Source organism: Streptomyces sp. NPDC091387 (assembly GCF_044756945.1).
Classification (GTDB): domain Bacteria; phylum Actinomycetota; class Actinomycetes; order Streptomycetales; family Streptomycetaceae; genus Streptomyces.
Map to the genome: position 1 here is coordinate 46,804 of NZ_JBIVTZ010000001.1, position 23,082 is coordinate 69,885.

At 71.6% G+C, this 23,082-nt stretch carries 21 protein-coding genes and 2 pseudogenes; 14 read left to right on the top strand and 9 right to left on the bottom strand.

The features are described from left to right. Window position 1: 1 nt before the first annotated feature. Genes efeB through ACIQM0_RS00250 form a run of 3 tightly spaced genes read left to right on the top strand, consistent with a single transcriptional unit; the run spans window position 2 to window position 3,179 of the window. On the top strand, window positions 2-1,303 hold the full coding sequence (efeB, locus tag ACIQM0_RS00240) for an iron uptake transporter deferrochelatase/peroxidase subunit (protein ID WP_401281711.1): 1,302 nt from the start codon (window positions 2-4) through the stop codon (window positions 1,301-1,303). Between the two features lie 39 nt (window positions 1,304-1,342). Further along, entirely contained in the window at window positions 1,343-2,314 is a 972-nt protein-coding gene (gene efeU / locus ACIQM0_RS00245) for an iron uptake transporter permease EfeU (RefSeq protein WP_363029153.1), read from the top strand. Next, the gene (locus ACIQM0_RS00250; RefSeq protein WP_401281714.1) at window positions 2,247-3,179 is read left to right on the top strand and encodes a hypothetical protein; all 933 of its coding nucleotides are present in this window, start codon (window positions 2,247-2,249) and stop codon (window positions 3,177-3,179) included. Before efeU ends, ACIQM0_RS00250 begins: the two co-directional genes overlap by 68 nt. A 169-nt stretch (window positions 3,180-3,348) precedes the next feature. On the opposite strand, the gene ACIQM0_RS00255 is transcribed toward ACIQM0_RS00250, so the two are convergent. Then, the gene (locus ACIQM0_RS00255) at window positions 3,349-4,095 is read right to left on the bottom strand and encodes a bifunctional DNA primase/polymerase (RefSeq protein WP_363029157.1); all 747 of its coding nucleotides are present in this window, start codon (window positions 4,093-4,095) and stop codon (window positions 3,349-3,351) included. Window positions 4,096-4,349: 254 nt separating this feature from the next. Between ACIQM0_RS00255 and ddaH the strand changes: the two genes are divergently transcribed. After that, the gene (ddaH, locus tag ACIQM0_RS00260) at window positions 4,350-5,246 is read left to right on the top strand and encodes a dimethylargininase (RefSeq protein WP_401281717.1); all 897 of its coding nucleotides are present in this window, start codon (window positions 4,350-4,352) and stop codon (window positions 5,244-5,246) included. Here ddaH and ACIQM0_RS00265 read toward each other — a convergent pair. Then, complete coding sequence (locus ACIQM0_RS00265) at window positions 5,243-6,241, bottom strand: small ribosomal subunit Rsm22 family protein (protein WP_401281720.1); 999 nt, start codon at window positions 6,239-6,241, stop codon at window positions 5,243-5,245. The two genes, ddaH and ACIQM0_RS00265, sit on opposite strands and share 4 nt — an antisense overlap. 153 nt (window positions 6,242-6,394) lie before the next feature. Here ACIQM0_RS00265 and ACIQM0_RS00270 point away from each other — a divergent pair, with 153 nt between their 5' ends. After that, window positions 6,395-7,714, top strand: a complete 1,320-nt coding sequence (locus ACIQM0_RS00270) for a hypothetical protein (protein ID WP_401281723.1) — start codon at window positions 6,395-6,397, stop codon at window positions 7,712-7,714. A gap of 19 nt (window positions 7,715-7,733) precedes the next feature. Here ACIQM0_RS00270 and ACIQM0_RS00275 read toward each other — a convergent pair whose 3' ends face one another. Continuing rightward, window positions 7,734-9,059 carry a multidrug effflux MFS transporter gene (locus ACIQM0_RS00275; RefSeq protein ID WP_401281726.1) on the bottom strand — a complete coding sequence of 442 codons (1,326 nt, stop codon included), beginning with the start codon at window positions 9,057-9,059 and terminating at the stop codon, window positions 7,734-7,736. Between the two features lie 78 nt (window positions 9,060-9,137). Between ACIQM0_RS00275 and ACIQM0_RS00280 the strand changes: the two genes are divergently transcribed. Further along, window positions 9,138-10,136: a Gfo/Idh/MocA family protein gene (locus ACIQM0_RS00280; RefSeq protein ID WP_401281729.1), complete on the top strand. Its 999-nt coding sequence runs from the start codon at window positions 9,138-9,140 to the stop codon at window positions 10,134-10,136. A gap of 12 nt (window positions 10,137-10,148) precedes the next feature. On the opposite strand, the gene ACIQM0_RS00285 is transcribed toward ACIQM0_RS00280, so the two are convergent. After that, a complete protein-coding gene (locus tag ACIQM0_RS00285) occupies window positions 10,149-11,783 on the bottom strand; it encodes an alkaline phosphatase D family protein (RefSeq protein ID WP_401281732.1) in 1,635 nt (544 codons plus the stop codon). Window positions 11,784-12,100: 317 nt separating this feature from the next. Here ACIQM0_RS00285 and ACIQM0_RS00290 point away from each other — a divergent pair, with 317 nt between their 5' ends. From ACIQM0_RS00290 to ACIQM0_RS00300, 3 genes are all read left to right on the top strand, one after another. Then, entirely contained in the window at window positions 12,101-12,874 is a 774-nt protein-coding gene (locus ACIQM0_RS00290; RefSeq protein WP_401281735.1) for an SDR family oxidoreductase, read from the top strand. A gap of 170 nt (window positions 12,875-13,044) precedes the next feature. Continuing rightward, entirely contained in the window at window positions 13,045-13,512 is a 468-nt protein-coding gene (locus ACIQM0_RS00295; RefSeq protein ID WP_401281737.1) for a lamin tail domain-containing protein, read from the top strand. A gap of 63 nt (window positions 13,513-13,575) precedes the next feature. Then, a complete protein-coding gene (locus tag ACIQM0_RS00300; protein ID WP_401281740.1) occupies window positions 13,576-14,448 on the top strand; it encodes a PhzF family phenazine biosynthesis protein in 873 nt (290 codons plus the stop codon). Here ACIQM0_RS00300 and ACIQM0_RS00305 read toward each other — a convergent pair. Further along, entirely contained in the window at window positions 14,438-15,373 is a 936-nt protein-coding gene (locus tag ACIQM0_RS00305) for an NAD-dependent epimerase/dehydratase family protein (RefSeq protein ID WP_401281743.1), read from the bottom strand. The two genes, ACIQM0_RS00300 and ACIQM0_RS00305, sit on opposite strands and share 11 nt — an antisense overlap. Then, window positions 15,370-16,434, bottom strand: coding sequence for a ScbA/BarX family gamma-butyrolactone biosynthesis protein (locus ACIQM0_RS00310; protein WP_401281746.1), 1,065 nt, complete (start codon window positions 16,432-16,434; stop codon window positions 15,370-15,372). Before ACIQM0_RS00310 ends, ACIQM0_RS00305 begins: the two co-directional genes overlap by 4 nt. A 125-nt stretch (window positions 16,435-16,559) precedes the next feature. Between ACIQM0_RS00310 and ACIQM0_RS00315 the strand changes: the two genes are divergently transcribed. The 3 genes from ACIQM0_RS00315 (at window position 16,560) to ACIQM0_RS00325 (ending at window position 18,914) form a co-directional block, all read left to right on the top strand. Next, entirely contained in the window at window positions 16,560-17,222 is a 663-nt protein-coding gene (locus ACIQM0_RS00315) for a ScbR family autoregulator-binding transcription factor (protein ID WP_363029180.1), read from the top strand. Window positions 17,223-17,368: 146 nt separating this feature from the next. Next, window positions 17,369-17,758: a VOC family protein gene (locus tag ACIQM0_RS00320; RefSeq protein WP_401281750.1), complete on the top strand. Its 390-nt coding sequence runs from the start codon at window positions 17,369-17,371 to the stop codon at window positions 17,756-17,758. A gap of 394 nt (window positions 17,759-18,152) precedes the next feature. Then, window positions 18,153-18,914 (top strand): nucleotidyltransferase domain-containing protein, encoded by a 762-nt coding sequence (locus ACIQM0_RS00325; protein WP_401281753.1) that lies wholly within the window; start codon window positions 18,153-18,155, stop codon window positions 18,912-18,914. A gap of 41 nt (window positions 18,915-18,955) precedes the next feature. Here ACIQM0_RS00325 and ACIQM0_RS00330 read toward each other — a convergent pair whose 3' ends face one another. Both ACIQM0_RS00330 and ACIQM0_RS00335 read right to left on the bottom strand, forming a co-directional pair. Beyond that, window positions 18,956-19,936 carry a Ku protein gene (locus ACIQM0_RS00330; RefSeq protein ID WP_401281757.1) on the bottom strand — a complete coding sequence of 327 codons (981 nt, stop codon included), beginning with the start codon at window positions 19,934-19,936 and terminating at the stop codon, window positions 18,956-18,958. Between the two features lie 135 nt (window positions 19,937-20,071). After that, window positions 20,072-20,395: pseudogene (locus tag ACIQM0_RS00335) on the bottom strand (Lrp/AsnC family transcriptional regulator); the annotation flags it as partial. Between the two features lie 23 nt (window positions 20,396-20,418). On the opposite strand from ACIQM0_RS00335, the pseudogene ACIQM0_RS00340 reads away from it, so the two are divergent. After that, window positions 20,419-20,771, top strand: a pseudogene (locus tag ACIQM0_RS00340) (PaaI family thioesterase). 140 nt (window positions 20,772-20,911) lie between these two features. Here the strand turns inward: ACIQM0_RS00340 and ACIQM0_RS00345 are convergent. Continuing rightward, window positions 20,912-22,039, bottom strand: a complete 1,128-nt coding sequence (locus ACIQM0_RS00345) for a winged helix DNA-binding domain-containing protein (RefSeq protein ID WP_401281759.1) — start codon at window positions 22,037-22,039, stop codon at window positions 20,912-20,914. 374 nt (window positions 22,040-22,413) lie between these two features. On the opposite strand from ACIQM0_RS00345, the gene ACIQM0_RS00350 reads away from it, so the two are divergent. Continuing rightward, window positions 22,414-23,082, top strand: a complete 669-nt coding sequence (locus tag ACIQM0_RS00350) for a DUF998 domain-containing protein (protein ID WP_401281761.1) — start codon at window positions 22,414-22,416, stop codon at window positions 23,080-23,082.

The following is a 23,082-nucleotide window of genomic DNA, read 5'->3' on the forward strand; positions in this document are numbered from 1 at the left end:
TATGTCAGAGGAGACGCAGAACACGGCCGACGCCGGGGACCCGGATTCCGGGGCTCCGGCCGCGCGGGGCCCCGGCGGCGCCCCCTCCAGGCGGGCGCTGCTCGGCTGGGGCGGCGCCGGGCTCGCGCTCGGTGCGGTGGCGGCCGGAGGCACCGTCGCCGCGGTCCGCTCCGACGACGCGCCGGTCCCGGCCGCGGACAGCGGCGCGGCGGTGCCGTTCCACGGTGCGCACCAGGCAGGAATCGCCACCGCCGTCCAGGACCGGCTGCACTTCGCCGCGTTCGACGTGACCACGAAGGACCGGACCGAACTCGTCGCGCTGCTCAAGGAGTGGACCCGGGCCGCCGAGCGGATGACGGCCGGTCACGCGGTCGGTGACGGGGCGTACGGGGGCCTGGCCGAGGCCCCGCCGGACGACACGGGCGAGGCCCTGGGGCTCAAGCCGTCCCGGCTGACGCTCACCATCGGCTTCGGTCCCTCGCTGTTCGCCAAGGGGCGGTTCGGCCTGGAGGACAAGCGGCCCGACGCGCTCGTCGATCTGCCCAGGTTCCCCGGCGACAACCTCGACGCGGCCCGCAGCGGCGGCGACCTGTGCGTCCAGGCCTGCGCGGACGACCCGCAGGTGGCGGTGCACGCGATCCGCAACCTGGCCAGGATCGGCATGGGCCGCACCGCGATCCGCTGGTCCCAGCTGGGCTTCGGCAAGACGTCCTCGACGACGCCCGGCGCACAGACCCCCCGCAACATGATGGGTTTCAAGGACGGCACCCGGAACATCGCCGGCAGCGACACCGCGGCCCTGGACGAGCACGTCTGGGTCGGCGGGAAGGACCGGGCGGGCTGGATGACCGGGGGCTCCTACCTGGTGGCCCGGCGCATCCGGATGCACATCGAGACCTGGGACCGTGCCCCGCTCCAGGAGCAGGAGGACGTCTTCGGCCGCGACAAGGGCGAGGGCGCCCCGGTCGGCAAGGCCAAGGAGCGCGACGAGCCGTTCCTGAAGGCGATGCTGCCGACCGCCCACGTACGGCTCGCGCACCCGGACAGCAACGCCGGGGCGACGATCCTGCGGCGCGGCTACTCCTTCACCGACGGCACGGACGGGCTGGGCCGGCTCGACGCCGGGCTGTTCTTCCTCGCCTACCAGCGCGACACCCGCAAGGGGTTCGTGCCGCTCCAGCGCCGCCTGGCGGCACACGACGCACTCAACGAGTACATCCAGCACGTGGGTTCCGCGCACTTCGCCGTCCCGCCGGGCGTCCGCGACAAGGACGACTGGTGGGGCCGTGCGCTGTTCTCGTAGTCGCTCTCAAGTACCCCGAAGCGGAAAGGGACCCGAATCGTGTTCAGTAACTTCCTGATCGGCCTGCGCGAGGGCCTTGAGGCCAGCCTGGTCGTCTGCATCCTCATCGCCTATCTGGTCAAGACGGGCAACCGGAACAAGCTGCTGCCGATCTGGGTCGGGGTCGGCATCGCGATCGTCGTCAGCCTGGCGTTCGGCGCGGGGCTCGAGTTCGGCTCCCAGGAGATGACGTTCAAGGCGCAGGAGGCGCTGGGCGGTTCGCTGTCGATCCTCTCGGTCGGCCTGGTCACCTGGATGGTCTTCTGGATGCGGCGCACCGCCCGGCACCTGAAGGCGGAGCTGCACGGCAAGCTCGACGCGGCGCTCGCGATGGGTACCGGCGCACTCGTCGCCACGGCGCTCCTCGCGGTGGGCCGGGAGGGCCTGGAGACCTCGCTGTTCGTGTGGCGTGCGGTGCACGCGGCGGACGACGGCTGGCACCCGATGATCGGCGCGGTGCTGGGCATCGCCGCCGCGGTGGTGCTGGGCTGGCTGTTCTACCGCGGTGCGCTGAAGATCAACCTGGCGAAGTTCTTCACCTGGACCGGCGGCATGCTGGTGGTCGTCGCGGCGGGTGTGCTCGCCTACGGTGTGCACGACCTCCAGGAGGCCGAGTTCCTCGGCGGTCTGCAGAACCGTGCGTTCGACATCAGCTCCGCGATTCCGCCGGACAGCTGGTACGGCACGCTGCTGAAGGGCACCTTCAACTTCCAGCCCGACCCGACGGTTCTTCAGATCACGGTGTGGGCGCTGTATCTGATCCCCACGCTCGCGCTGTTCCTCGCCCCGGTAGGGTTCGCACGGTCAGTGGGGGCGACGGATCAGAAGGCGCAGAGAGCAACGGATGAGAAGTCTGAGGCCGGTTCGGCCGGCGACGGGGCTCGCGGTGGCGGCGGTGCTGAGCATGACGGCGAGCGGGTGCGTGACGGTGCACGGCGAGCTGGAAGTCGTGCCGGCGGCGACGAGAGCTGAGGCCGCGCAGGCGCTGAAGGCCTTCACCACCGCGTACAACGCGGCGGACAAGGCCTACGATCCGGCGCTGGACGAGGACCGGGTCGGCGGCTCGCTCGGGGCGATCAACCAGGCGGGGCTGACGGCCCGGCGGAAGAACAGCCCGAACGGCAACGCGAACCACCGGTCGCTGGAGCTGACCGACGCGACCTACGTCATCCCCAAGAAGGCCGGCTGGCCTCGGTGGTTCCTCGCGGACACCGACTCCAACCGGGATCAGGACAGCGGCAAGCAGGACACCCGCTGGCTGCTCGTCTTCGTCAAGTCCGGTCCCGGAGCCGGGTGGAAGGCCGTCTACCTGTCGGTCGTCGCCCCGTCGCGGCTGCCGCGCTTCGCGAAGGACGGCGACGGCCGGGCCAGGCCGGTTCCGGCGGACAGCACCGGGCTGGTGGTGTCCCCGGAGGAGTTGAGCGAGCAGTACACGGGCTACCTGCAGAAGGGGACGCCTGACGTGTTCGCCCCCGGGACGTCCACCTCGCTGTGGCGCACCGCCCGCCAGAACACCCGGCGGGCGGGGTTCTCGTACCAGTACATCGACCAGCCGCTGGACAGCGGCGCGTTCGGCCCGCTCGGCCTGGAGACGGCAGACGGCGGGGCGCTGGTCTTCTTCAGCAGTAAGCACTTCGAGCGCCAGACCGCGGCGAAGGGGCTGCGACCGGCGGTCACCCCGGACGTGCGCGCGCTGCTCTCCGGCGAGGTGAAGAGCACCCTCACGAAGGAGCGGGTCTCCAGCCAGCTGGTGTACGTCCCGAAAAAGGGCGCCGGCACGGGCAAGGTGACCGTACTGAACCGCCTCCCGGGCCTGACCTCGGCCAAGGGCTCGTAACCCCCGCCTGGGAACCGAGCCCGGCCATTTTTCAGCCGACCCCGGCACAACCAGCCCGCCCGGCGATTGAGGGCATCTTTCAGCCCGTCCGGCGTTTGAGGACGAAACCGGCCGCCGGACGAACCCGGCACCCGGTCATCCGGTCATCCGGTCACGCCCAGGCCACCGCCTACCGGCTCAGCGGCCAGGCCACCGACTCGTGGTCGACGTCGCTCTGCTCCGCGGACCCCACGAACCGCGCACACGCGTCCGTCAGCGTCTCCAGCAGCGTCAGCGGATCCGGCAGCGGGTTCTCCGGACCCCGCAGCCACCGCACGTCCAGCTCGCCCGGAAGTCGCGCGGGCGGCAGCAGGACGTAGCTGCCGCGGCAGTGCCACCGCAGACCGGGGTGCTCGTCCATCGTCTCGGGGTGGCAGTCCAGCTCGCACGGCCACCACTCGTCCTCGTCCTCCGGCGTACCCCGCGTCGCGGTGAAGAAGAGCATCCGGTCGTCGCCGGAGGTGGCCACCGGGCCCACCTCGATACCGGCGGCGAGCAGTCGTTCCAGCGCCTGCGCGCCCGCCGACAGCGGGACGTCGAGAACGTCGTGGATCATGCCGGTGGCCGTGATGAAGTTGGCCTGCGGCTGGCTGCGGGCCCAGCGCTCGATCTGGGGGCGGTCGGTGGTGGACTGCGTCTGCCAGGCGAAGGAGATCGGATGCCGGGCCGGGGTGGGGCAGCCCATGCGTTCGCACGAACATCGGTAGCCCACCGGATGGGCCGCGGGTGCGATCGGCATTCCGGCCTCTGCGACAGCCAGGAGCAGTGCCTCCCGTGCGGTGTCGTCGACCTCGCTCTGCTGCGCTTTGGGTCGTCGGCGCAGCCAGTGGGAAAACTTGCTCTCTGAGCCGCGACTACGGCCGAAATCGGCGCCCATCTATCCCCTTACCTCAGCGTTGCCCCTGTCCATCGTCCCACCATCCTGCGCTTCGGGTGGCCAGAGTCCCGAAGCGGGGTGCGGAGATCGGCGGCACGAGGTGAGCACCATCACATCCCTTGTCAGTAAATGACGGATGTATTTCAAGGGGCCGCGAGTCCGTGCGGTGCGTGGCGGAGCGCGGCGTCCGGGCTCACCGCTCCTCGGGAACCACCCGATCGGTTCACTGTGCGGCGGGCCCCGGACGGCGCACCATGGGCTCACGCACACACCCGTGCGACGCACCGGCCGCAGCGGCCACCAATGCCGCCGCGACGATTCGTGAGGAGCCCTCGTTGCCTCGTGAAGCCACACCCCGCCGCTACCTGATGTGCGCCCCGGCCCATTTCAGGGTGACGTATTCCATCAATCCGTGGATGGACCCCACCAAGCCCGTGGACCTCCCCCTGGCACAGACCCAGTGGGAGGACCTGCGCGACCGCTACCGTGCGCTGGGCCACACCGTCGACCTGCTCGCGCCCCGCCCCGAGCTGCCCGACATGGTCTTCGCCGCCAACGGGGCCACCGTGGTCGACGGCCGGGTGCTGGGCGCCCGGTTCGCGTATCAGGAGCGGTTCGCCGAGGCGGCCGCCCACCGCGACTGGTTCCGCGACAACGGGTTCACCGAGATCCATGAGCCCGCCCATGTCAACGAGGGCGAGGGCGACTTCGCCGTGACCTCCTCGTATCTGCTGGCCGGGCGCGGCTTCCGGTCGAGTCCGCTCTCGCACGACGAGGCCCAGGAGTTCTTCGGGCGGCCGGTGATCGGCCTGGACCTGGTCGATCCGCGCTACTACCACCTGGACACGGCGCTGAGCGTGCTCGACGAGGCGGCCGACGAGATCATGTACTACCCGGCCGCCTTCTCACCGGGCAGCCGGGCGGTGCTGGCCCGGCTCTTCCCCGGCGCGCTGATCGCTCAGGAGGCGGACGCCGCCGCGCTCGGGCTGAACGCGGTGAGCGACGGGCGCCACGTGCTGCTGCCGCAGGCCGCCACGGGCCTGTTCGACCCGCTGCGGGCGCGCGGTTTCGAGCCGGTGCCGATGGACCTGAGCGAGCTGCTCAAGGGCGGCGGCAGCGTGAAGTGCTGCACCCAGGAGCTCCGCGGCTAGCCGGCCTGCTCCGGGGGCGGCCAGGCGTCGCCCCAGTCGGTGTCCCGGGCGGCCCGGTACAGCTCGCCGTGCCGCTTGGTGACCGTGGCCCGCTGGAGGGCCTCGTCCCGGGTGCACAGCTCCAGCAGCACCTGGCCCTTGCGGATCTGCGGTCTGCGGGTGACCCGGGCCTCCACGGGCGACGGGGTGAAGCGGGTGGCCGCGACGTAGCTGAACTTCTCGTCCTCGTACGGCAGTGAGCCGCCCTTCACCTTGCGGTGCAGCGAGGAGCGGCTCACCCGGGCCGAGAAGTGGCACCAGTCCGTGCCCGGCTCGATGGGGCAGGCGTCGCTGTGCGGGCAGGGCGCGGCGACGGTGAACCCGGCGGTGATCAGCCGGTCCCGGGCCTCGATGACGCGGGCGTAGCCGTCGGGGGTGCCGGGCTCGACGATCACCACGGCCTGCGCCGCCCGGCCCGCGGCGTCGACGAGTGCGGTGCGGGCCTGCGGCGTCAGCTCGTTGAGCACGTAGGAGACGGTCACCAGGTCCGTGGCGGCGAGATCGAGGTCCGTGCCGATGCGGGCCCGCCGCCACTCGACGGAGTCCAGCGCGGGGACGCCGGAGGCGGCGGCCAGTTCGCGGCCGAGCGCGAGGGCGGGTTCGGCCCAGTCCAGGACGGTGGTCCGGGGCCCTTCCCAGGTCCCGGCGACCGCCCAGCTCGCCGATCCGGTGCCGCCGCCGACGTCGGTGTGGGTGGCGGGCACCCAGTCAGGGGCGGCCTCGCGCAGGGCGTGGAGGGCGGACCGTACCGCTTCGAAGGTGGCGGGCATCCGGTACGCGGCGTACGCGGCGACGTCCGAGCGGTCGCGGAGCAGCGGGGCGTCGGTGGGGGTGGTCCCCCGGTAGCTGGCGATGAGCCGGTCGACGGCCTGGACGGCCTGCTTGGGCGGCAGCCCGTCGAGGAGTCCGGCCAGTGCCGCACGCAGGGAGTCCGCGGTGGGGAGGGTGTCGTTCACCGACGAAGTGTAGGCGGAGCCGGGCCGGGCTCCACCGGCCCCTCACTCCGTGCGGAACGGGGGCGGAACGTCCGTGGAACCGAACTTCGGACCGTCACAGGCCAGTTGCTACGCTGACCGGCGCGACGTCGGGGATTGCGCATCGGGGGGACCATGAGACAGAAGATCGTGCGCCTGACGCTGGTCGCCGGAGTGCTGGTGCTCGCTCTGCTGCTTCTGCTGGCCACCTGCGGTGGCGGCAAGGGTGACGGCAAGGCGAAGGAGCCGGTGAAGAAGAGCACCGGTCCCGCGACCCGGCTGCCCGTCCCGTCCGCGTACACGACACAGCGTGGCTGGGAGCTCGTCGGCACCTCGCCCGACTACGCGGTCTCCCGCACGACGGGGCGGCTGGCGTACCTGGTGCGGGCCGCCGGGTACCAGTTCCGGCTGCGGACCATCGACTCGGACACCGGGCGGGCCGGCTGGAGCGGCGAGGCGTGGCGGCCACCGGCCGCGAACCACTTCCCGAAGCTGCTGACGGTCACCGCGGACGACCACGAGTACTTCGTGACCTGGTCGTACGGGAAGATCGGCGAGAACGCGCTGACCCCGCCCGCCACGATCGTCTCCCTCGACGTGTACAGCGTGGAGGACGGCTCCCGGCAGCGCGTCGAGGTGCCGTGGAACACCGTTCCGACCGTCACCGCCACCGGCCCCGGCATCCTGATCAGCGACGGCCGGAGCAACAGCGTGGTGGTGTCCCCGAAGACCGGCCGGATCAGCAAGGTCCCCGCCGAGTCGCTGAAGTACCCGAAGGGCTGCCCGTCCTGCAAGCAGCTCACCGAGGTACGCGGGCTGACCTCGAAGGGCCTGCTGGTGAGCGGTGCGCGGGAGTTCTGGGTGCAGGGCGGCTGGTTCAGCAGGAACGTCGCGCCCAAGGGCACCGACCGGCAGAGCGGCGTCCCGACGTCCGTGGCCCCCGGCATGGTGCTGGCGAAGTGGAAGCTCGACAAGAGGTCGAAGAACGCCGCGACCCATGATCTGTGGACGGTGCACGACGCGGAGTCGGGCAAGCCACTGGTCTCGGTGGCGTGCCACAAACCCGCGATAGAACCGGGCCAGTACCCGCAGGCCGTCGTCGCGCCCTCGGGCGGCTATCTGGTGGCCGGGAACCTCGCGTTCGACCTGAGCGCCAGGAAGGGCTACTGCTTCGAGGACGGCGCGGGCGCGAAGGCGCTGACGCTGGCGTCGGTGACCGACGACGGCACGGCGTACGGGGCGACGAGCGTGCGCAACGCGGCGGACGTGCTGGCCGGCGGCGGATACCCGGTCAAGGTCGAGGTCACCTCCGGCACGACGGACCCGCTGTCCTCGAACGTGCGGGTGCCCTCCGCGGAGGGCACGGAGGGGGTCGGCCTGTTCCGCTGGACGGACGAGAAGGACCGGCCGCACCTGATCGGCTACCCGCGGACGAAGTCGGTCCCGGAGGACTGACGGCCGCCCGCTGCCCCCGTCACGGCCTCGCGGCCACCTGCTGCCAGGGCCGGCACAGCCCCAGGAAGCACGCCATCGCGCCCACCGCGCACACGAGCTGCACGACGGCCATCGGTACGGCCGTCGCCTCCCCCGCGATCCCGACGAGCGGCGAGGCGATGGCACCGATCAGGAACGACGAGGTGCCGAGCAGCGCGGACGCGGACCCGGCGGCGTGCTTGGTGCGCATCAGGGCCTGCGCGTTGGTGTTCGGCATCGCGAGTCCCATCGCGGACATCAGGACGAAGAGCCCGGTCGCCACCGGTACGAGTCCGACGTCGCCGAAGACGCCTGACGTCATCAGCAGCAGCGCCGTCGCGGCCAGCACGATGACGGAGAGCCCGAAGCCGAGTGCCTTGTCGAGGCTGATCCGGCCGACGAGGATCTTGCCGTTGATCTGGCCCACGGCGATCAGGCCGACCGAGTTGATGCCGAAGAGCAGGCTGAAGGTCTGCGGCGAGGCGCCGTAGATCTCCTGCACGACGAACGGCGAGGCGCTCACGTAGGCGAAGAGCGCGGCGAAGGCGAGGCTGCCCGCGATCATGTAGCCGCTGAAGACGCGGTCGGCGAGCAGCCCGCGCATGGTGCGCAGCGCGTCGCCGATGCCGCCGGTGTGGCGTTCCTCGGCCGGCAGGGTCTCCTGGAGCCACTTCCAGACGACCAGGGTGAGCAGGATGCCGACCACGGTGAGGACGGCGAAGATGCCCCGCCAGTCGGTGATCCGCAGGACCTGTCCGCCGATGACGGGGGCGATGACCGGCGCGACGCCGGAGATCAGCATCAGGGTGGAGAAGAACCTCGCCATCTCCATGCCGTCGTACATGTCACGCACCACCGCACGGGCGATGACGATGCCGGCCGCGCCCGCGAGGCCCTGGAGCAGCCGGAAGCCGATGAGGAGTTCGACGGTCGGGGCGAAGACGCAGATCGCGGTGGCGATGACGTAGATGATCATGCCGAGGAGCAGCGGACGGCGCCTGCCCCAGCGGTCGCTCATCGGTCCGACGACGACCTGACCGAGCGCCATGCCCGTAAGGCAGGCGGTGAGGGTGAGCTGGACGGTCGACGCGGGGGCGTGCAGTGCGTCGGTGACGGCGGGCAGCGCCGGGAGGTACATGTCCATGGACAGCGGCGGCAGCGCGGTCAGACCGCCGAGGACCAGGGTGACGAGAAGTCCGGTGCGCCGGGCCGCCGCCGTGGCGGCCGGCCGGGGTGGAGAGGTGACGGGCCCGGCGGGAAGCGCGGTCCCGGCGCCGGTGTCGGTCATGTGTGCGTGCTGGGCCCGGCTGACGCCGCTCTCCGGCATTCTCATCTCCATTGTTGTTGAATCCGCCTCTATGCTCTCAGCTCAGCCGGAATGGTCGATACCTTTTTGGGAGCATGCATGAGCAGAACTGTCCGCTGGGGTGTGCTGGCGACCGGTGGCATCGCGGCGACTTTCACCGCTGACCTGCTGGCGATGCCCGATGCGGAGGTGGTGGCCGTCGCCTCCCGTACGGACGCCTCGGCCAAGGCCTTCGCCGAACGGTTCGGGATACCGAGGGCGTACGGCAGCTGGGCCGAACTCGTCGCCGACGACGAGGTCGACGTGGTGTACGTGGCCACGCCGCACTCGGCGCACCGGGAGGCGGCCGCGCTCGCGCTGGAAGCCGGAAAGCACGTGCTGTGCGAGAAGGCGTTCACGCTCAACGAGCGCGAGGCGCAGGAGCTGGTGAAGCTCGCCCGGGACCGCGGCCTCTTCCTGATGGAGGCGATGTGGACGTACTGCAACCCGGTCATCCGGCGGATGACCGAGCTGGTGCGGGACGGGGCGATCGGCGAGATCCGTACCGTGCAGGCCGACTTCGGCTTCGCCGGTGACTTCGGCGCCGAGCACCGGCTGCGCGATCCCGCGCTGGGCGGCGGTGCGCTGCTGGACCTGGGGGTCTACCCGGTGTCGTTCGCGCACCTGCTGCTGGGTGAGCCGGACCGGGTGCGGGCGGACGCGCTGCTGTCCCCGGAGGGCGTCGACCTGAACACCGGGATGCTGCTGGGCTGGGACTCGGGCGCCACCGCGCTGCTGGCCTGCTCGATCGTCGGGCACCACCCGACGGCGGCCACCGTCATCGGGACGGCCGGGCGGATCGACTTCCCGGACAGCTTCTTCTACCCGCGGAGCTTCGTGCTGCACCGGGCGGGCGGCGAGCCGGAGGAGATCACCTCCGGGCCGGGTCCGCAGGGCCTGTCGGGGATGCAGTTCGAGGCGGCGGAGGTGATGCGGGCGGTCCGGGCGGGCGAGACGGAGTCCCCGCTGGTGCCGCTGGACGGTTCACTCGCGGTGATGCGGACGCTCGACGCGGTACGTGACCGCATCGGCGTCCGCTACCCGGTGGACGCGCTCTAGGCGCTGTCGGCCCTACGCCGGGGTGAGGCCCTGGTTGCCCACCTCCGTGACGAGGGAGGCGGCCGTCGTGACGGGGGAACCGGGCGTGGTGACGGCGGCCACCGTGCGGTAGTCGGCCCGCGCCTGCCGCTCCTGGAGGGTGATGACGGCGTACCCGCGGCGCCCGTTGTAGAACTTCAGGTGCGGGTTGGCCCGCATCAGGTTGTTCCAGTTGGCCGGCTTCTCCGAGCCGTCCTTGCCGCTGGTGACGGACGTGGCGACGATCTCGGTGCCGACGGTGCGGGACGAGGGGTCGTCGAAGTCCCGCTTCAGGTCGAAGGCGTAGCCGACGTGGACGTCGCCGGTCAGCACCATCAGGTTGGCCACCCCGGCGGCCTCCGCACCCTTCAGGATCCGGTCGCGGGACGCCGGGTAGCCGTCCCAGGAGTCCATCGAGAGCTTGAAGGCGTCGGTCGGTACGTCGCGGCGCTGGGCGAAGGTGACCTGCTGCGGCACGACGTTCCAGGTGGCCCGCGAGTGGCGCCAGCCGTCGATCAGCCAGCGCTCCTGGGCGGCGCCGGTCAGGGTGCGCGAGGGGTCCTCGGACTCGGGCCCGGGGGTCTGCCAGCCGTCGCCGTACGCCTGGTCGCTGCGGTACTGGCGGGTGTCGAGGATGTCGAACTGGGCGAGCCGGCCGAACTGCAGGCGCCGGTAGAGCCTCATGTCCGGGCCGGTCGGCCGCTGCGGGGCGCGCAGCGGCTGGTTCTCCCAGTACGCGCGGTAGGCGGCGGCCCGGCGGATCAGGAACTCCTCCGGCGGTACGTCGTTCTCGGGGGTGTCCCCCGCGTAGTTGTTCTCGGTCTCGTGGTCGTCCCAGGTGACGACGAAGGGGTGCGCGGCGTGAGCGGCGCGCAGGTCGGGGTCGGACTTGTAGAGGGCGTACCGCAGCCGGTAGTCCTCCAGCGTGGTCGTCTCCCGGTTGAAGAGGGCGGGCAGGGTGCGGTCGGTGTAGTTGCGGGACCCGCCGGTCGCGCTGACGGCGTACTCGTAGAGGTAGTCGCCGAGGTGGAAGACGACGTCGACGTCCTCCTGGGCGAGGTGCTTGTAGGCGGTGAAGTAGCCGTCGTGGTAGGCCTGGCAGGACACGGCGGCCAGACGCAGTTGGCTGTTGCGGGCCCCGTTGGCGGGGGCGGTGCGGGTCCGGCCCACCGGGCTGGTCCACTTGCCGGCGCGGAAGCGGTAGTAGAGGACGCGGCCGGCGTCCAGCCCCTTGACCTCCACGTGGACGCTGTGGTGGAACTCCGGGTGGGCGGTGGCGGAGCCGCGCCGGACGACCCGGGTGAAGCGCTCGTCGCGGGCCAGCTCCCAGACCACCTCGACGCGGGCACGGGGCAGTCCGCTGTCGGGCTCGTACGGGCGGGGCGCGAGTCTCGTCCACAGGAGGACGGAGTCGGGCAGCGGGTCGCCGGAGGCGACGCCGAGGGTGAACGGGTCCTCGCCGATCCGCCGGGTGTCCAGCTCGGCGGCTGCCGCGGCTCCCGCGGCCGGCAGGCCGACCGAGAAGGCGAGCGCGGCGGCGGCACCGGTGACGGTGAGAAAACGGCGGCGGCCCGTGTGCCGGGCGGCGTCGCGCAACTCCTGCTCCTGCTGGTGCGATGAGTGCGTCATCTGTCCCTCCCCTGACTGGTGTGGTGGGGGGAAGTCCACCGGTCCAGCACGTCCGGCGGTTGTCGTGCTCGCGTCGCGCGGGCATCGCCGGGATGAGGAGTACGGCAGGAATGGGTCCCCAGGGGCAAACTCCGCATATGCGGCCAGGACCATGATCATTAGCTCTGGGCCGGATATCCCGGGAATCGCCGGAACCCGGTGCCGGAATCACCCTCCGGAGCGCGAACCCGCCATCCGGAGGCACCTTTTGAGAGGGGACGGGGTGGACGGCCGGCGCTCTTCGCCCCGCCCGGACCCTGGGCGTACGCTGCCGCACCATGAGCAACAATCTGTTGAACTCCGCGACGAAGACGGCCGTGGTCACGGGCGCGGGCTCCGGGATCGGCCGCGCGGTGGCTCTCGCCCTGACCGGCGCCGGCTGGTCGGTGGCGCTGGCGGGCCGCCGCCCCGAACCGCTCGCCGAGACCGCCGCACTGGCCGGGGAGCACGCCCGGGTGATCACCGTCCCCACCGACGTCTCGCGCCCCGGGGAGGTGGACGCGCTCTTCTCCTCGGTGCGCGAGTCCTTCGGCCGCCTCGACCTCCTCTTCAACAACGCGGGCACCTTCGGTCCGGGCGGCGTGCCGGTCGAGGACCTCGCGTACGACGACTGGCGCACGGTGGTCGACGTCAACCTGACGGGGGCGTTCCTGTGCGCGCAGGCGGCGTACCGCCGGATGAAGGAGCAGGACCCGCAGGGCGGACGGATCATCAACAACGGCTCGGTCTCCGCGCACGCGCCGCGCCCGCACTCGGTCGCCTACACCGCGACCAAGCACGCGCTGACCGGCCTGACGAAGTCGCTGTCGCTGGACGGGCGCCCGTACCGGATCGCCTGCGGGCAGATCGACATCGGCAACGCGGCGACCGAGATGACCGAGCGGATGCGGACCGGGATCCTCCAGGCCAACGGCGAGCTGGCCGTGGAGCCCGTGATGGCGGCCGCGGACGTCGCGAGGACCGTGGTCCACATGGCGGAACTGCCGCTGGAGGCGAACGTCCAGTTCGCCACGGTGCTCGCGACGGCCATGCCGTACGTGGGCCGAGGCTGACGGAAAGCGTCGGGAATCCGGTCCGAACTGGTCTGTAGGCAGACAGAACTGATCAGACATCACACCGGAACGGCCAACGTCTGCCGGAAAGGCACCCCGGCCGGTCCGGCAAGCGCGTGCTGCCCTTATGCTCACTGCTCTTCACCGGAACTCCATATAAGGAACACAGCATGCGCATACGCACGGCGGTGCCTCTCGCCCTGGCCGCAACCACCGCCCTCGCCGGTTCGCTGCTCGTCGGGGCACCGGCCTCGGCCGCCTCGCACCAGGGCGGAGTGCACCTCGGCAAGATCCAGTACGACAGCCCCGGCAAGGACACCCGCTCCAACGCGTCCCTCAACGCCGAGTGGGTCGAGATCCACAACAACACCAAGGCGAAGGTGCAGCTCAAGGGCTACAAGCTCAAGGACAACACCGGCTTCACCTTCACCTTCGGCAGCTACAACGTCAGCGCGGGCAAGACCGTGAAGGTCCACACCGGCAGGGGCAAGGTCAGCTCCGGCCATGTGTACTGGAACCGCGGTTCGTACGTCTGGAACAACACCGGTGACAAGGCGCGGCTGATCAAGCCGAACGGCAAGCAGCTGGACTCCTGCTCCTGGACGAAGTCGGGCAAGGGCACCAAGAACTGCCACTGACCCCGGCCGTCGCGGTCCGGGACCTGCGGGAATGTCCCGGACCGCGGCACGGTTGTGCGGCACATGAACGAGTTCGCCCGGCCCGGGATCCTGCGCTACACCGCCTTCTCCGCCGACCCGGAGGGCGGTAATCCGGCCGGTGTCGTGCTGGACGCCGCCGGTCTGGACGCGGCGGCGATGCTCGCCGTGGCGGCGGAGCTGGGGTACAGCGAGTCGGCCTTCCTGACCGGGCGGACCGAGGCGGCGGCACCGGGCGCACGCGGCTACGCGATCCGCTACTTCAGCCCGAAGGCCGAGGTCCCCTTCTGCGGGCACGCCACCGTCGCGACGGCCCTGGCCCTCGCCGAACGGGACGGCCCCGGCGACCTGGAGTTCACCACCGCCGCCGGACCGGTGCCGGTCACCGTCGTCCGCGCGGGCGCCGAGCTGCGGGCCACCCTCACCAGCGTGGAACCCCACGTCACGGAGATCGCCCCGGACGATCTCACGGAGGCGCTGGCCTCCCTGGACTGGCCGGCCACCGATCTCGACCCGGCCCTGCCGCCCCGTATCGCCTACGCGGGTGCCCGGCACCTGGTGCTGGCCGCCGCGACCCGTGAGCGGCTGGCCGCGCTCGACTACGACTTCGCGCGCCTGGAAGCACTCATGCACCGGCTGGACCTGACCACGCTGCAACTGGTGTGGCGCGCGTCGGACACCGTCTTCCACGTCCGCGACCCGTTCCCGGTCGGCGGTGTGGTCGAGGACCCGGCGACGGGTGCGGCGGCCGCCGCCTTCGGCGCGTACCTGCGCGCCCTCTCCCTGGTCCCGGACACCGCCGGGCTGACCCTTCACCAGGGCGAGGACATGGGCAGGCCCGGCACGCTCACCGTCACCCTGCGGGCGGGCGACGCCCGGGTACGGGTGAGCGGGACGGGCACCCGGATCAGCGGCTGAGGAACTTCCGGTACCAGGGGGCGTGCCCGGCGAAGGCCGTACGGAAGTCCGGACCCGGCACGCAGCCGAAGTCCTCCCAGACCCGCTCGTCGGCGAACCAGTGGTCCACGGTGAGCATCTCGAAATGGTGCTTGGCGTACGGGACACCGACCAGCCGGGCGCGGGCCTCGTCCAGTCCGATCTCCGTGCCCGCCCACGGCAGCTCCAGCTCGGCGAGGACCGCGGACAGCAGCTCGGAACAGGTCACCGGCTCCGGATGGTTCACGTGGTAGACGCCGGAGGGGCGCTTCGGGGCGAGCGCCGCCCCGAGCAGCGCCCGGCCCAGCGTCCCCACGTCGATCATCGAGTGGCGGGCGTCGCAGCCGACCGGCCCGGCCGACAGGTACCGCAGCAGGGCGACCAGGCCGGGGATCGCCCACCGGTCCCCTTCCCCGTGGACGATGTGCGGGCGCAGGACGACTCCCCCGGCCGCGAGGACGTGCTGTTCGGCGGCTGCCCGGGTCAGGCTGGTGGCCGAGGCGGGGGCCGGTTCGGCCGTACCGGGGAGCAGCCCCGTGAAGGGGCCCCGGCCGTAGACGGACGCGGTGCTCAGTTGGACGATCCGGCCGACGTCACCGCGTACGGCCTCATCGACCAGGGCCCGGGTGCCGTGGTCGTTGACGGTCCGGGCGGTCCGTTCGCCGGAGCCGATGTGCGACGCGCAGTGGATCACGGCGTCGACGCCGTCGCAGACGCCGCGCAGCGTCACGGGATCGGCGAGGTCCCCGTACACCGTCTCGACGCCGGCGGCTGTCGCTGCCGAGGCGTCGAGCTCGGTCCGGTGGGTCATCAGCCGGAGGCTGACACCGGGTGTGGCGCGGGCGGCGGCGGCCACCCGGCTGCCGACGAATCCGGCCGCGCCGGTGATGAGGATGCGCGTGGTCATGAGCGGCGGCTCCGGGCGTCACTGAGGCCGGTCTGGCGGAGATCCGGCGTGCGGAGAATGCAGGTGAAGGCGGGTTCGTCGTCCTGGACGGCCCGTATGCGTACCCCGGCCGGCAGGGTGCCGCCGGCGGGGACGGGCAGGGCCTCGATCCAGCAGGGCCGGTCGAGTTCCACGTACTGGAGGAAGTCGGCCTGTATCGATGTCGGGAGGAAGGTGCGGCCGGGAGAGGCCGCCTGAGCTGCCTGCCGGGCGGCCTCCAGCAGGAGGATGCCCGGTACGTGGTCGTTGGCGTGGCTGAACAGGGTCGGATGGCCGGTGTCGAGCCGCAGCGCCCAGGTGCCGGGGGCCGCCGCGGGCGCGAGGACGACGTCCCGCTCGGAGGTCCTGCCCACCGTGCGCGGTGCGACGGCGGGCAGGAGGGGTATGCGCGCGTCGGGCGTCGCGCTGTGGTGACCGCGTACCCGCTGGTAGGCCCTGGCCGAGGTGCAGCTGATCCGCCCGCCGCCGGAGGCCAGCACGGTGCCGCGGCGGTGCAGGAGGAGTTCCAGCTGCATGGAGCCGAGGCTCCGGCCGCGGCGCTGTATCCGGGAGCAGGACACGTCCACCGTGATGTCCCAGGGGTCCTCGCCCAGAACGAGGCGCCCGGCCTCGGAGAAGTACCGCAGTTCCCACATCACGAAGGCGTCTCCGAGGGGTACGCCGAACTCGGCGTGTGCGATCAGCATGGTGGTCTGCCGCATGGTCTCCGCGATCAGCAGGGGGTCCTGGTGGCGGCCCGCGACCGGGGCGAAGAAGCGGTGGGACCGCGGCCAGTGGGCCGAGACCGAGAACTGGGAGTCGGTCAGCCGCGTCAGTCCGGTGGGGAACACGTCCTGCGCGTCGGGCCGGTGGACCAGCTGTCTCAGGTGCTCCGGTGAGCTCCCTCTTCGCACCGGTTGCTCCATTCCGGCGGCGGTGGCGGAGCCGGGGGCTCCGCAGGACGTCTCGGCGTGTCCGGTGTTCCCCTCGGCTCCGACATCCTCGACCGACACCGAAGCGCTGCGTGAGGTGATCTGAACCATGAAGTTCCCCCAGGAGGATCCGAGTCATAGAGCCGAGCCGCCCCGCAGTAAGATACTGACAGCCCGGTTTTACTTTCCAGCCAACCCCATGTGGCACCGACCCCGCCACCACTAGAGAGAAGCTGATGGCACAACAGGCGCGCGCGATCCAGACCCGCCGGTCGATCCTGGTGGCGGCCGCCGAGGTGTTCGACGAGCGCGGCTACAGCAGCGCCACCATCAGCGAGATCCTGGCGCGGGCGGGGGTGACCAAGGGCGCGCTGTACTTCCACTTCGCCTCGAAGGAGGATCTCGCGCTCGGGGTGATGGACATACAGCTGCACAGCGACCCGTTGCCTCCTCAGCTGACCAAGCTCCAGGAACTGGTGGACCAGGGGATGATTCTCTCCTACCGCCTGCGCCACGAGCCGCTGGTACGGGCCAGCGTCGGCCTGGCCATGGACCAGGCCGTGGAGGGCCTCGACCGTGGCACACCGTTCCGCGCCTGGATAGACCGGCTGGAGCACCTGCTGCGGGCCGCGAAGGGCCAGGGTGAGCTGCTGCCGCACGTCGACCCGGGCGAGACCGCGGAGATGCTGGCCGGATCCTTCTCGGGGATCCAGGTGATGTCCCAGGTCCTCTCCAACCGCGAGGACCTCGGCCGGCGCATCTCGGTCCTGCTCCACTACGTCCTGCCGAGCATCTCGACGCCGGCCGTTCTGGCCACTCTGGATATGGCCGAAGATCGCGGTGAGCGTCTGCTCCGCTCCCTCGAAACCGTACCCAGCCAGGTCGGCAGCCCCAACTGACCCTCTGAACCGATCGCTTGGCGGCCGAAAGCAGACCGCCTGGTCGGGAATGAGCCGCACGACCTGCCGGTGCGGCCGAATCCGCGGCTGTTCGCGCGGCCCGTACGGTCGGTGACACGAAGTCAGTTACGTGACAGGAGTAGCCGATGTCCGTCCACCGCGTCGTTCCGAACATCCCCGTCCGCGCGGGCTCGGGCCCCGACGGCGAGGTCGGTGCCATGCGGGCGAATGCCGCGTTCTACGGGCTGCTGGGGTTCGAGGAGGTCATGAACCAGGGCTGGATCATGACCCTCGCCTCCCCCTCTCAACCCACCGCCCAGGTCAGCGTGATGACCGCCGACGAGACGGCACCGGTCACCCCGGACATGAGCGTGGAGGTGACGGACGTGGACGCGGTGCACGCGGCGCTGGTGCACGCCGGCGCGGAGATCGTGTACGGCCCGCGGGACGAGGAATGGGGCGTGCGCCGCTTCTTCGTACGCGACCCGAACGGCCGCGTCGTCAATGTCCTGAGCCATGCCGCGAGCGGTCACTGACCCCGTCGACCTGGAGGCCGGACTCGACACGGTGTTGTCGACGCCGCGGGAACGCCTCGGCCGGAAGCTCGGACAGCTCCACCCGGACGGGTGCATGCCGACGACCGTGCGCCGGCCGGCCGAGGGGGATCTCGGGGCGCCGCACTGGCTGAACCCCGGGCGCGGCGGCGGCCGGACCCCCGTACCGGCCACCGCCGTGCCCTGCTCCGTACGCACGGAGTGTCGTGCACATCCCATGATGGTGCGGCGCGGCGGTCCCGGGCCGCGATGCGACGAGGACGCAAACTCCCTCCGGGCCAGGCAGGGTTCACGTATCCGAGGCCCTCCGGCAGCGGGTCGTGAACACACGGGGATTCACCGGCGTACGAGGGGGCGCTCTGCGAGAATCCTGGCCATGACAGCGACCGAAACGGATCAGGTGCTCAAGCGGTTCGTCACCGAGGTGCGGCATTCCGTGCCCACGGTGGCTGTCTGGGCGCACGGCTCGCTCGCGCTCGGTGACTTCCAGGAGGGGCGGAGCGATCTCGACCTCATCGCCGTGGTCGAGAGCCCGCCGGACGCGGCCCGGAGGGGGCGGCTGGCGGAGATTCACCAGCGGCTGCTGGACGAGGAGCCGGCCGCGGCCCAGCTGCACTGCTCGTACATGCCCAGGGAATCGCTCGCCGAGGCCGAGGCGGACCACGTCACCTGGGCACACGCCACGGTCCTGGAGCGCCCGGTCACACCGGTCACCCGCCGGGAACTGCTCGACGGAGGACTCGTCCTGCACGGCCCGCCGCCCGCAGAACTGCTCCCGCCGCTCCTCCCGGGCCAGCTGGAGGACTACATCCGGCGCAACCTGAAGGAGTACTGGCTCCCGGCCACCGGCAGACCTGACCTCTGGCTCCAGGACATCTGGGTGGACCTCGGCCCGCTGGTCCTGGCCCGCTCCGCGGTCACGCTGCGCGACGGGCGGATGATCACGAAGGGCGAGGCCCTGACGGAACTGCTGGGCCTCGGCGCGCCCGAGGACCTGGTCCACGACATCCGCGAGCGCCGGTACGCGGTTCCCGTGCCGATCAGCGACGCGGAGCGCGTCCGGCGGGGGAAACGGGCACGCGCTTTCGTACGGGACGGCATCCGGAGCCTGCTCGCGACGGACGAAGGGGCCCCGTAGGACCTTGTCCGGGCCTGTACGGCCCCCGTCCGGGGGTCCGGTCAGGACGCGCTGCGCTTCTGCGCGGCGGTCTCCCCGGCCGCGGCCTTCTTCGCGTGGGACTTCTTCGTCGCGGCCCCCTTCGCCCGGGTCTCCTTGGCCGTGGACCTCTTGGCCGTGGCGCGCTTGGCCGTGGCCCTCTTCGCCGGGGTCTTCTCGCGCGACCGCATCGTGTGCACGGTCGCGTCGCCGTCGTCCTTGCCGCGGCTCTCCTTCGCGGCCTCGACGGAGGCGTTCAGGGCCGCCATCAGGTCCATGACCTTTCCGGATTCCTTCTCCGCGCCCTCGGCCGGCCCGGGAGCCTCCTTGCCCTCGGACTTCGCCTCGATGAGCTCCTCCAGGGCCTCGCGATAGTGGTCCCGGAAGCCGGAGATGTCGTCGGCGGCCATGGTCTCGGTGAGCTGGACCGCCTGCTCGATCTCCTTGTCGTCCAGCTCCACCTCCTTCGGAGCGAGGGACTCGGGGCTGCGGATCTCGTCGGGCCAGTGCATGACGTGCAGCACGATCGCCTCGTCGCGCACGTGGAGCGTGCCGAGGCGCTCGCGGCCGTGCCAGGCGAATTTGGCGACGGCCACCCTGTCGGAGCGCTCCAGGGCCCGCCGGAGCAGGAGGTACGGCTTCGCGGCGACCTGGCCGTCGCCCGCGAGGTAGTACGAGTCGGCGATCCGGACCGGGTCGATGGTGTCCGCGCCGACGAACGCGACGATCTCGATCGCCTTGGCGGTCGGCAGCGGCATCTGGTCGAGTTCCTCGTCCGTGATCGGGACGGTCTCGCCCTTCGCGACTTCGTACCCCTTGCCGATCTCGTCCTGCGACAGCGTCTTGCCGTCAAGGTCGCAGACCTTCCGGGTCCGTACCCGGCCCATGTCTGACAGGTGCATCTGATGGAAATGGATCGCGTGGTCCTCGGTCGCGCTGATGACCTTGATCGGGATCGTGACCAGCCCGAAGCTGATCGCGCCGGTCCACAGGGGCCGCGGCATACGTACCTCCAGGCCCCCCTGGCGGGTGCGTTCCTCAAGGTCGTCGAGGACATGTCGTGGACAACAGTGTCCATCGGTCTGCCGAGTCCAGCGACTCGCACGGGCGGGCGGGCCCCACGGGTGGCGCCAGGGGTCCTACGACGGATCGGGCAGGGGGCGGTCGTCGATGACGTTCTTCATAACAAGGGTGGAGGTCAGCCGCTGGACCCCCGGCAGTCGGGCGAGCCGCTGGTCGTACAGCTGCTGGAAAGCGGCCAGGTCGGCAGTGGCGAGGCGCAGGAGGGAGTCGGGTTCGCCAAGGAGGCGCTGGGCCCGCAGGACGTGCGGAGTGGCGGCGACCGCCTCCTCGAAGGCGGTGACGGTGTCGGGGGTCTCCCCGCGCGGGGTGGCGAAGACGAGGGCTTCGAAGTTCAGGCCGATGGCGGCAGGGCCGACGACGGCCCGGTAGCCGCGGATCGCCGACCTTGAAGGAGAGCGCGTACGTGGCAGACCAGACCCAGCGGGAGCAGGCGAGCCCTGCGATCCGCGAGCGCGTCCAGGACAGTCTCGACCGCCAGGGCCTCATGGCCCACCTCGGCGCCCGCCTCACACAATCGGCCCCGGCCGCGTCCACATCCTGCTCCCGGCCCGGCCCGAAGTGACTCAGCAGCACGGTTACGTCCACGCCGGCGCCACCAGCGCCACCAGCGCCATCGCGGTCGGCACCGTCCTCAAGTCAGGCCGCACCCTGACCGTGTGCCAGCTGGAGGTGTACGGCGTCCGGAAGGACGGCGGACGCAAGCTCGTCGCCAACGGCCAGCAGACCCTGATCCGCGCGAACAGGCCCACCGAATGAGCCCCCGCACGGCCGCGCCGTCCCTGCCGGCCTGGGCCACGTGGTGGCAGCGCCCGTTCCGGTGACCGCGCGGGTGCCCCGGGGCAGGGACAGTCGCGGTACATCTCCCGAGACCGTAGAGGGGGGTGGTCAGCCCGAGGTCACGCAGCGAGGAAGCGCGCGATGTCGCGGACCTCGGCGTCGAAAGCCTCCACGTTCAGGGCCTTCGCGCCCGGGGCCTTCGAGTCCGATTCCATGGCCTTCGCGCCGGCGTCGTCCGTAGCGGCGGCGAACAGGTCCAGGGCGACGCCACGGGTCCGGTCGCGGCGCCACACTCCGCGGACCAGTCCGTCCACCACCGCGGTGGGGCTGATCTGGCCGCCGCCCGGCCAGACCGTACGGGCGTGCTCGGGTTCGACGGACAGCCGGCGGTCGGTGAATCCCAGCAGGTAGTTGTCGTAGGCCGGCAGCAACCGGACATCGCCGGTCGGCTCCGGACCGGCGGGTGCGCCGGCCGACAGCGCGTAGCCGTCCTGGCCGTCGACGCGGCACGGTTCGGTCGCACCGGCCGCGAGCAGTTTCTTCCACACCGGGCGGACGGCGGGCAGCCCGAGCCCCGACCAGGTGGCGAAGTCGGCCACCGTCGCCGGCCCGTGCGCCGCCAGGTATCTGCTCAGCAGCTCCGCGACCGCGTCGGCCCCCGAGGGGCCGGCCGAGTCGGGCAGCCAGTCCTTCGCGAGCACGTAGGTGGCGGAGCCGTCCTCCCGGACCGGGCCGAAACAAGCGGTCCCGAGCAGCGCGGACCGGCGGACGAGGTGGAACGGGACCTGCCCGGTGGCCCGGAGGCCCGCTTCGTTCATCCGTGCCGCGAGCTCGTCGCGGGTCAGGGGGCCGTCCGCGAGGGCCTCGGTGATCACCCGCTCCCCGAGGGCCAGTTCGGCCGGCCCGAGCTCCAGCTCGCGGTACCGGCGCTCGCTGCGGCGCAGCAGTTGCGGAGCGAGCAGTTCGCGGAGCCAGACCGCGTCACGGGCCGGGACCAGGTACAGCGTGCCCCGCATGAACCAGCTCCGCACCACGGTGCGCGCGGCGCCGAGCGCGTGGTGCACGTCCGCCTCGGTCAGCCCGGTGCCGCGCGCCCTGACGCCGAGCGCCGCCGCCCTCGCGTCCTGTGCCTGCACGGCGAGGCACCGCTCCAGCACCTCGGGGACCGATGCCGCGCGCCGGTCGCCCGCCACGCCCTGCGACCACGCGCGCAGCAGTCTTGCCTCGGACGGACCGAGTTCACGCACGTCCCTTCCCTCCCCCTGCGTCATGGCTGCTGACGGTTCCGAACCGTAGCCGGTCGCCGTCCCGGACACACGGTGCGGGTGCCCTCAGCGAGTTGGGGCTCTGCGAGGGGGACCTGAGCAGACGGGTTCCCCTCGGCCGAAGGAGTTCGCAGACCTGTATCCACCGCCGCCGTGGGCCTTCCTGATCCATATCCCGGTCGCCCTGACCGTCGTCTTCGCCACCTCGATGACCGCGCTGGGCATCCGTGCCAGACGAGAAGGCAGCGTCAGCGGGGCTTCCGCCCCGGCCGGTGGAAACGGCCACACGGCTGATGACCACTTCCGCCCGCGTGTACACCACACGTCGCGGACCGGGGGCGTTCTATCGTTCTCCGGTGCGCTCTGTCCCCTGGTGGGTCCTGTTCTCCTCGGTGTGCGCTCCGATCCTTCTCGTCGGGGGCTGGTCGGTCGCGGCGGAACTTCAGGGACCCGGATACGACCCGGATTCGACGACGATCAGCATCCTCGCCGCCGACGGCGCCGCCGGCTACTGGGTGATGACATCGGCCCTGCTGGCCCTCGGCATGTGCCATATGGTCACCGCCTGCGGGCTGCGCCCGGCCGCGCCCTTCGGACGGGTGGCGCTGGCGGGCGGCGGGGTGTCGGCGATACTGCTCGCGCTGTTCCCGGCGCCGCCCAGCGGCGGCTCGTTCGCGCACGGTGCCGTGGTGGTCGTGGGATTCGCGCTGCTGGCGATGTGGCCGGTCCTTGCCGTGCGACGCGGCGCCCCCGCCCTGCGACTGCCGACGGAACGAGCGACCGCGTCGCTCCGGCGGGCGTCCGCGCCCCTCGGCGGGACCATGCCGTGGGGCCTACGGCCCATGCCGTCCGCCGGAGCCACCGTGGTGATGTGGCTCGCGGGAGCGTGGTTCCTGCTCGCGCTCCTGGCGTTCGGCTCGGCCGGGGCCGCCGAACGCGTCGTCACGTTCGCGCAGTCGTTCTGGCCTCTCGTCGTGGTCGTCTCATGCGCCCGGTGGGCGGGCGAAGACGGACAGCCGACCTGA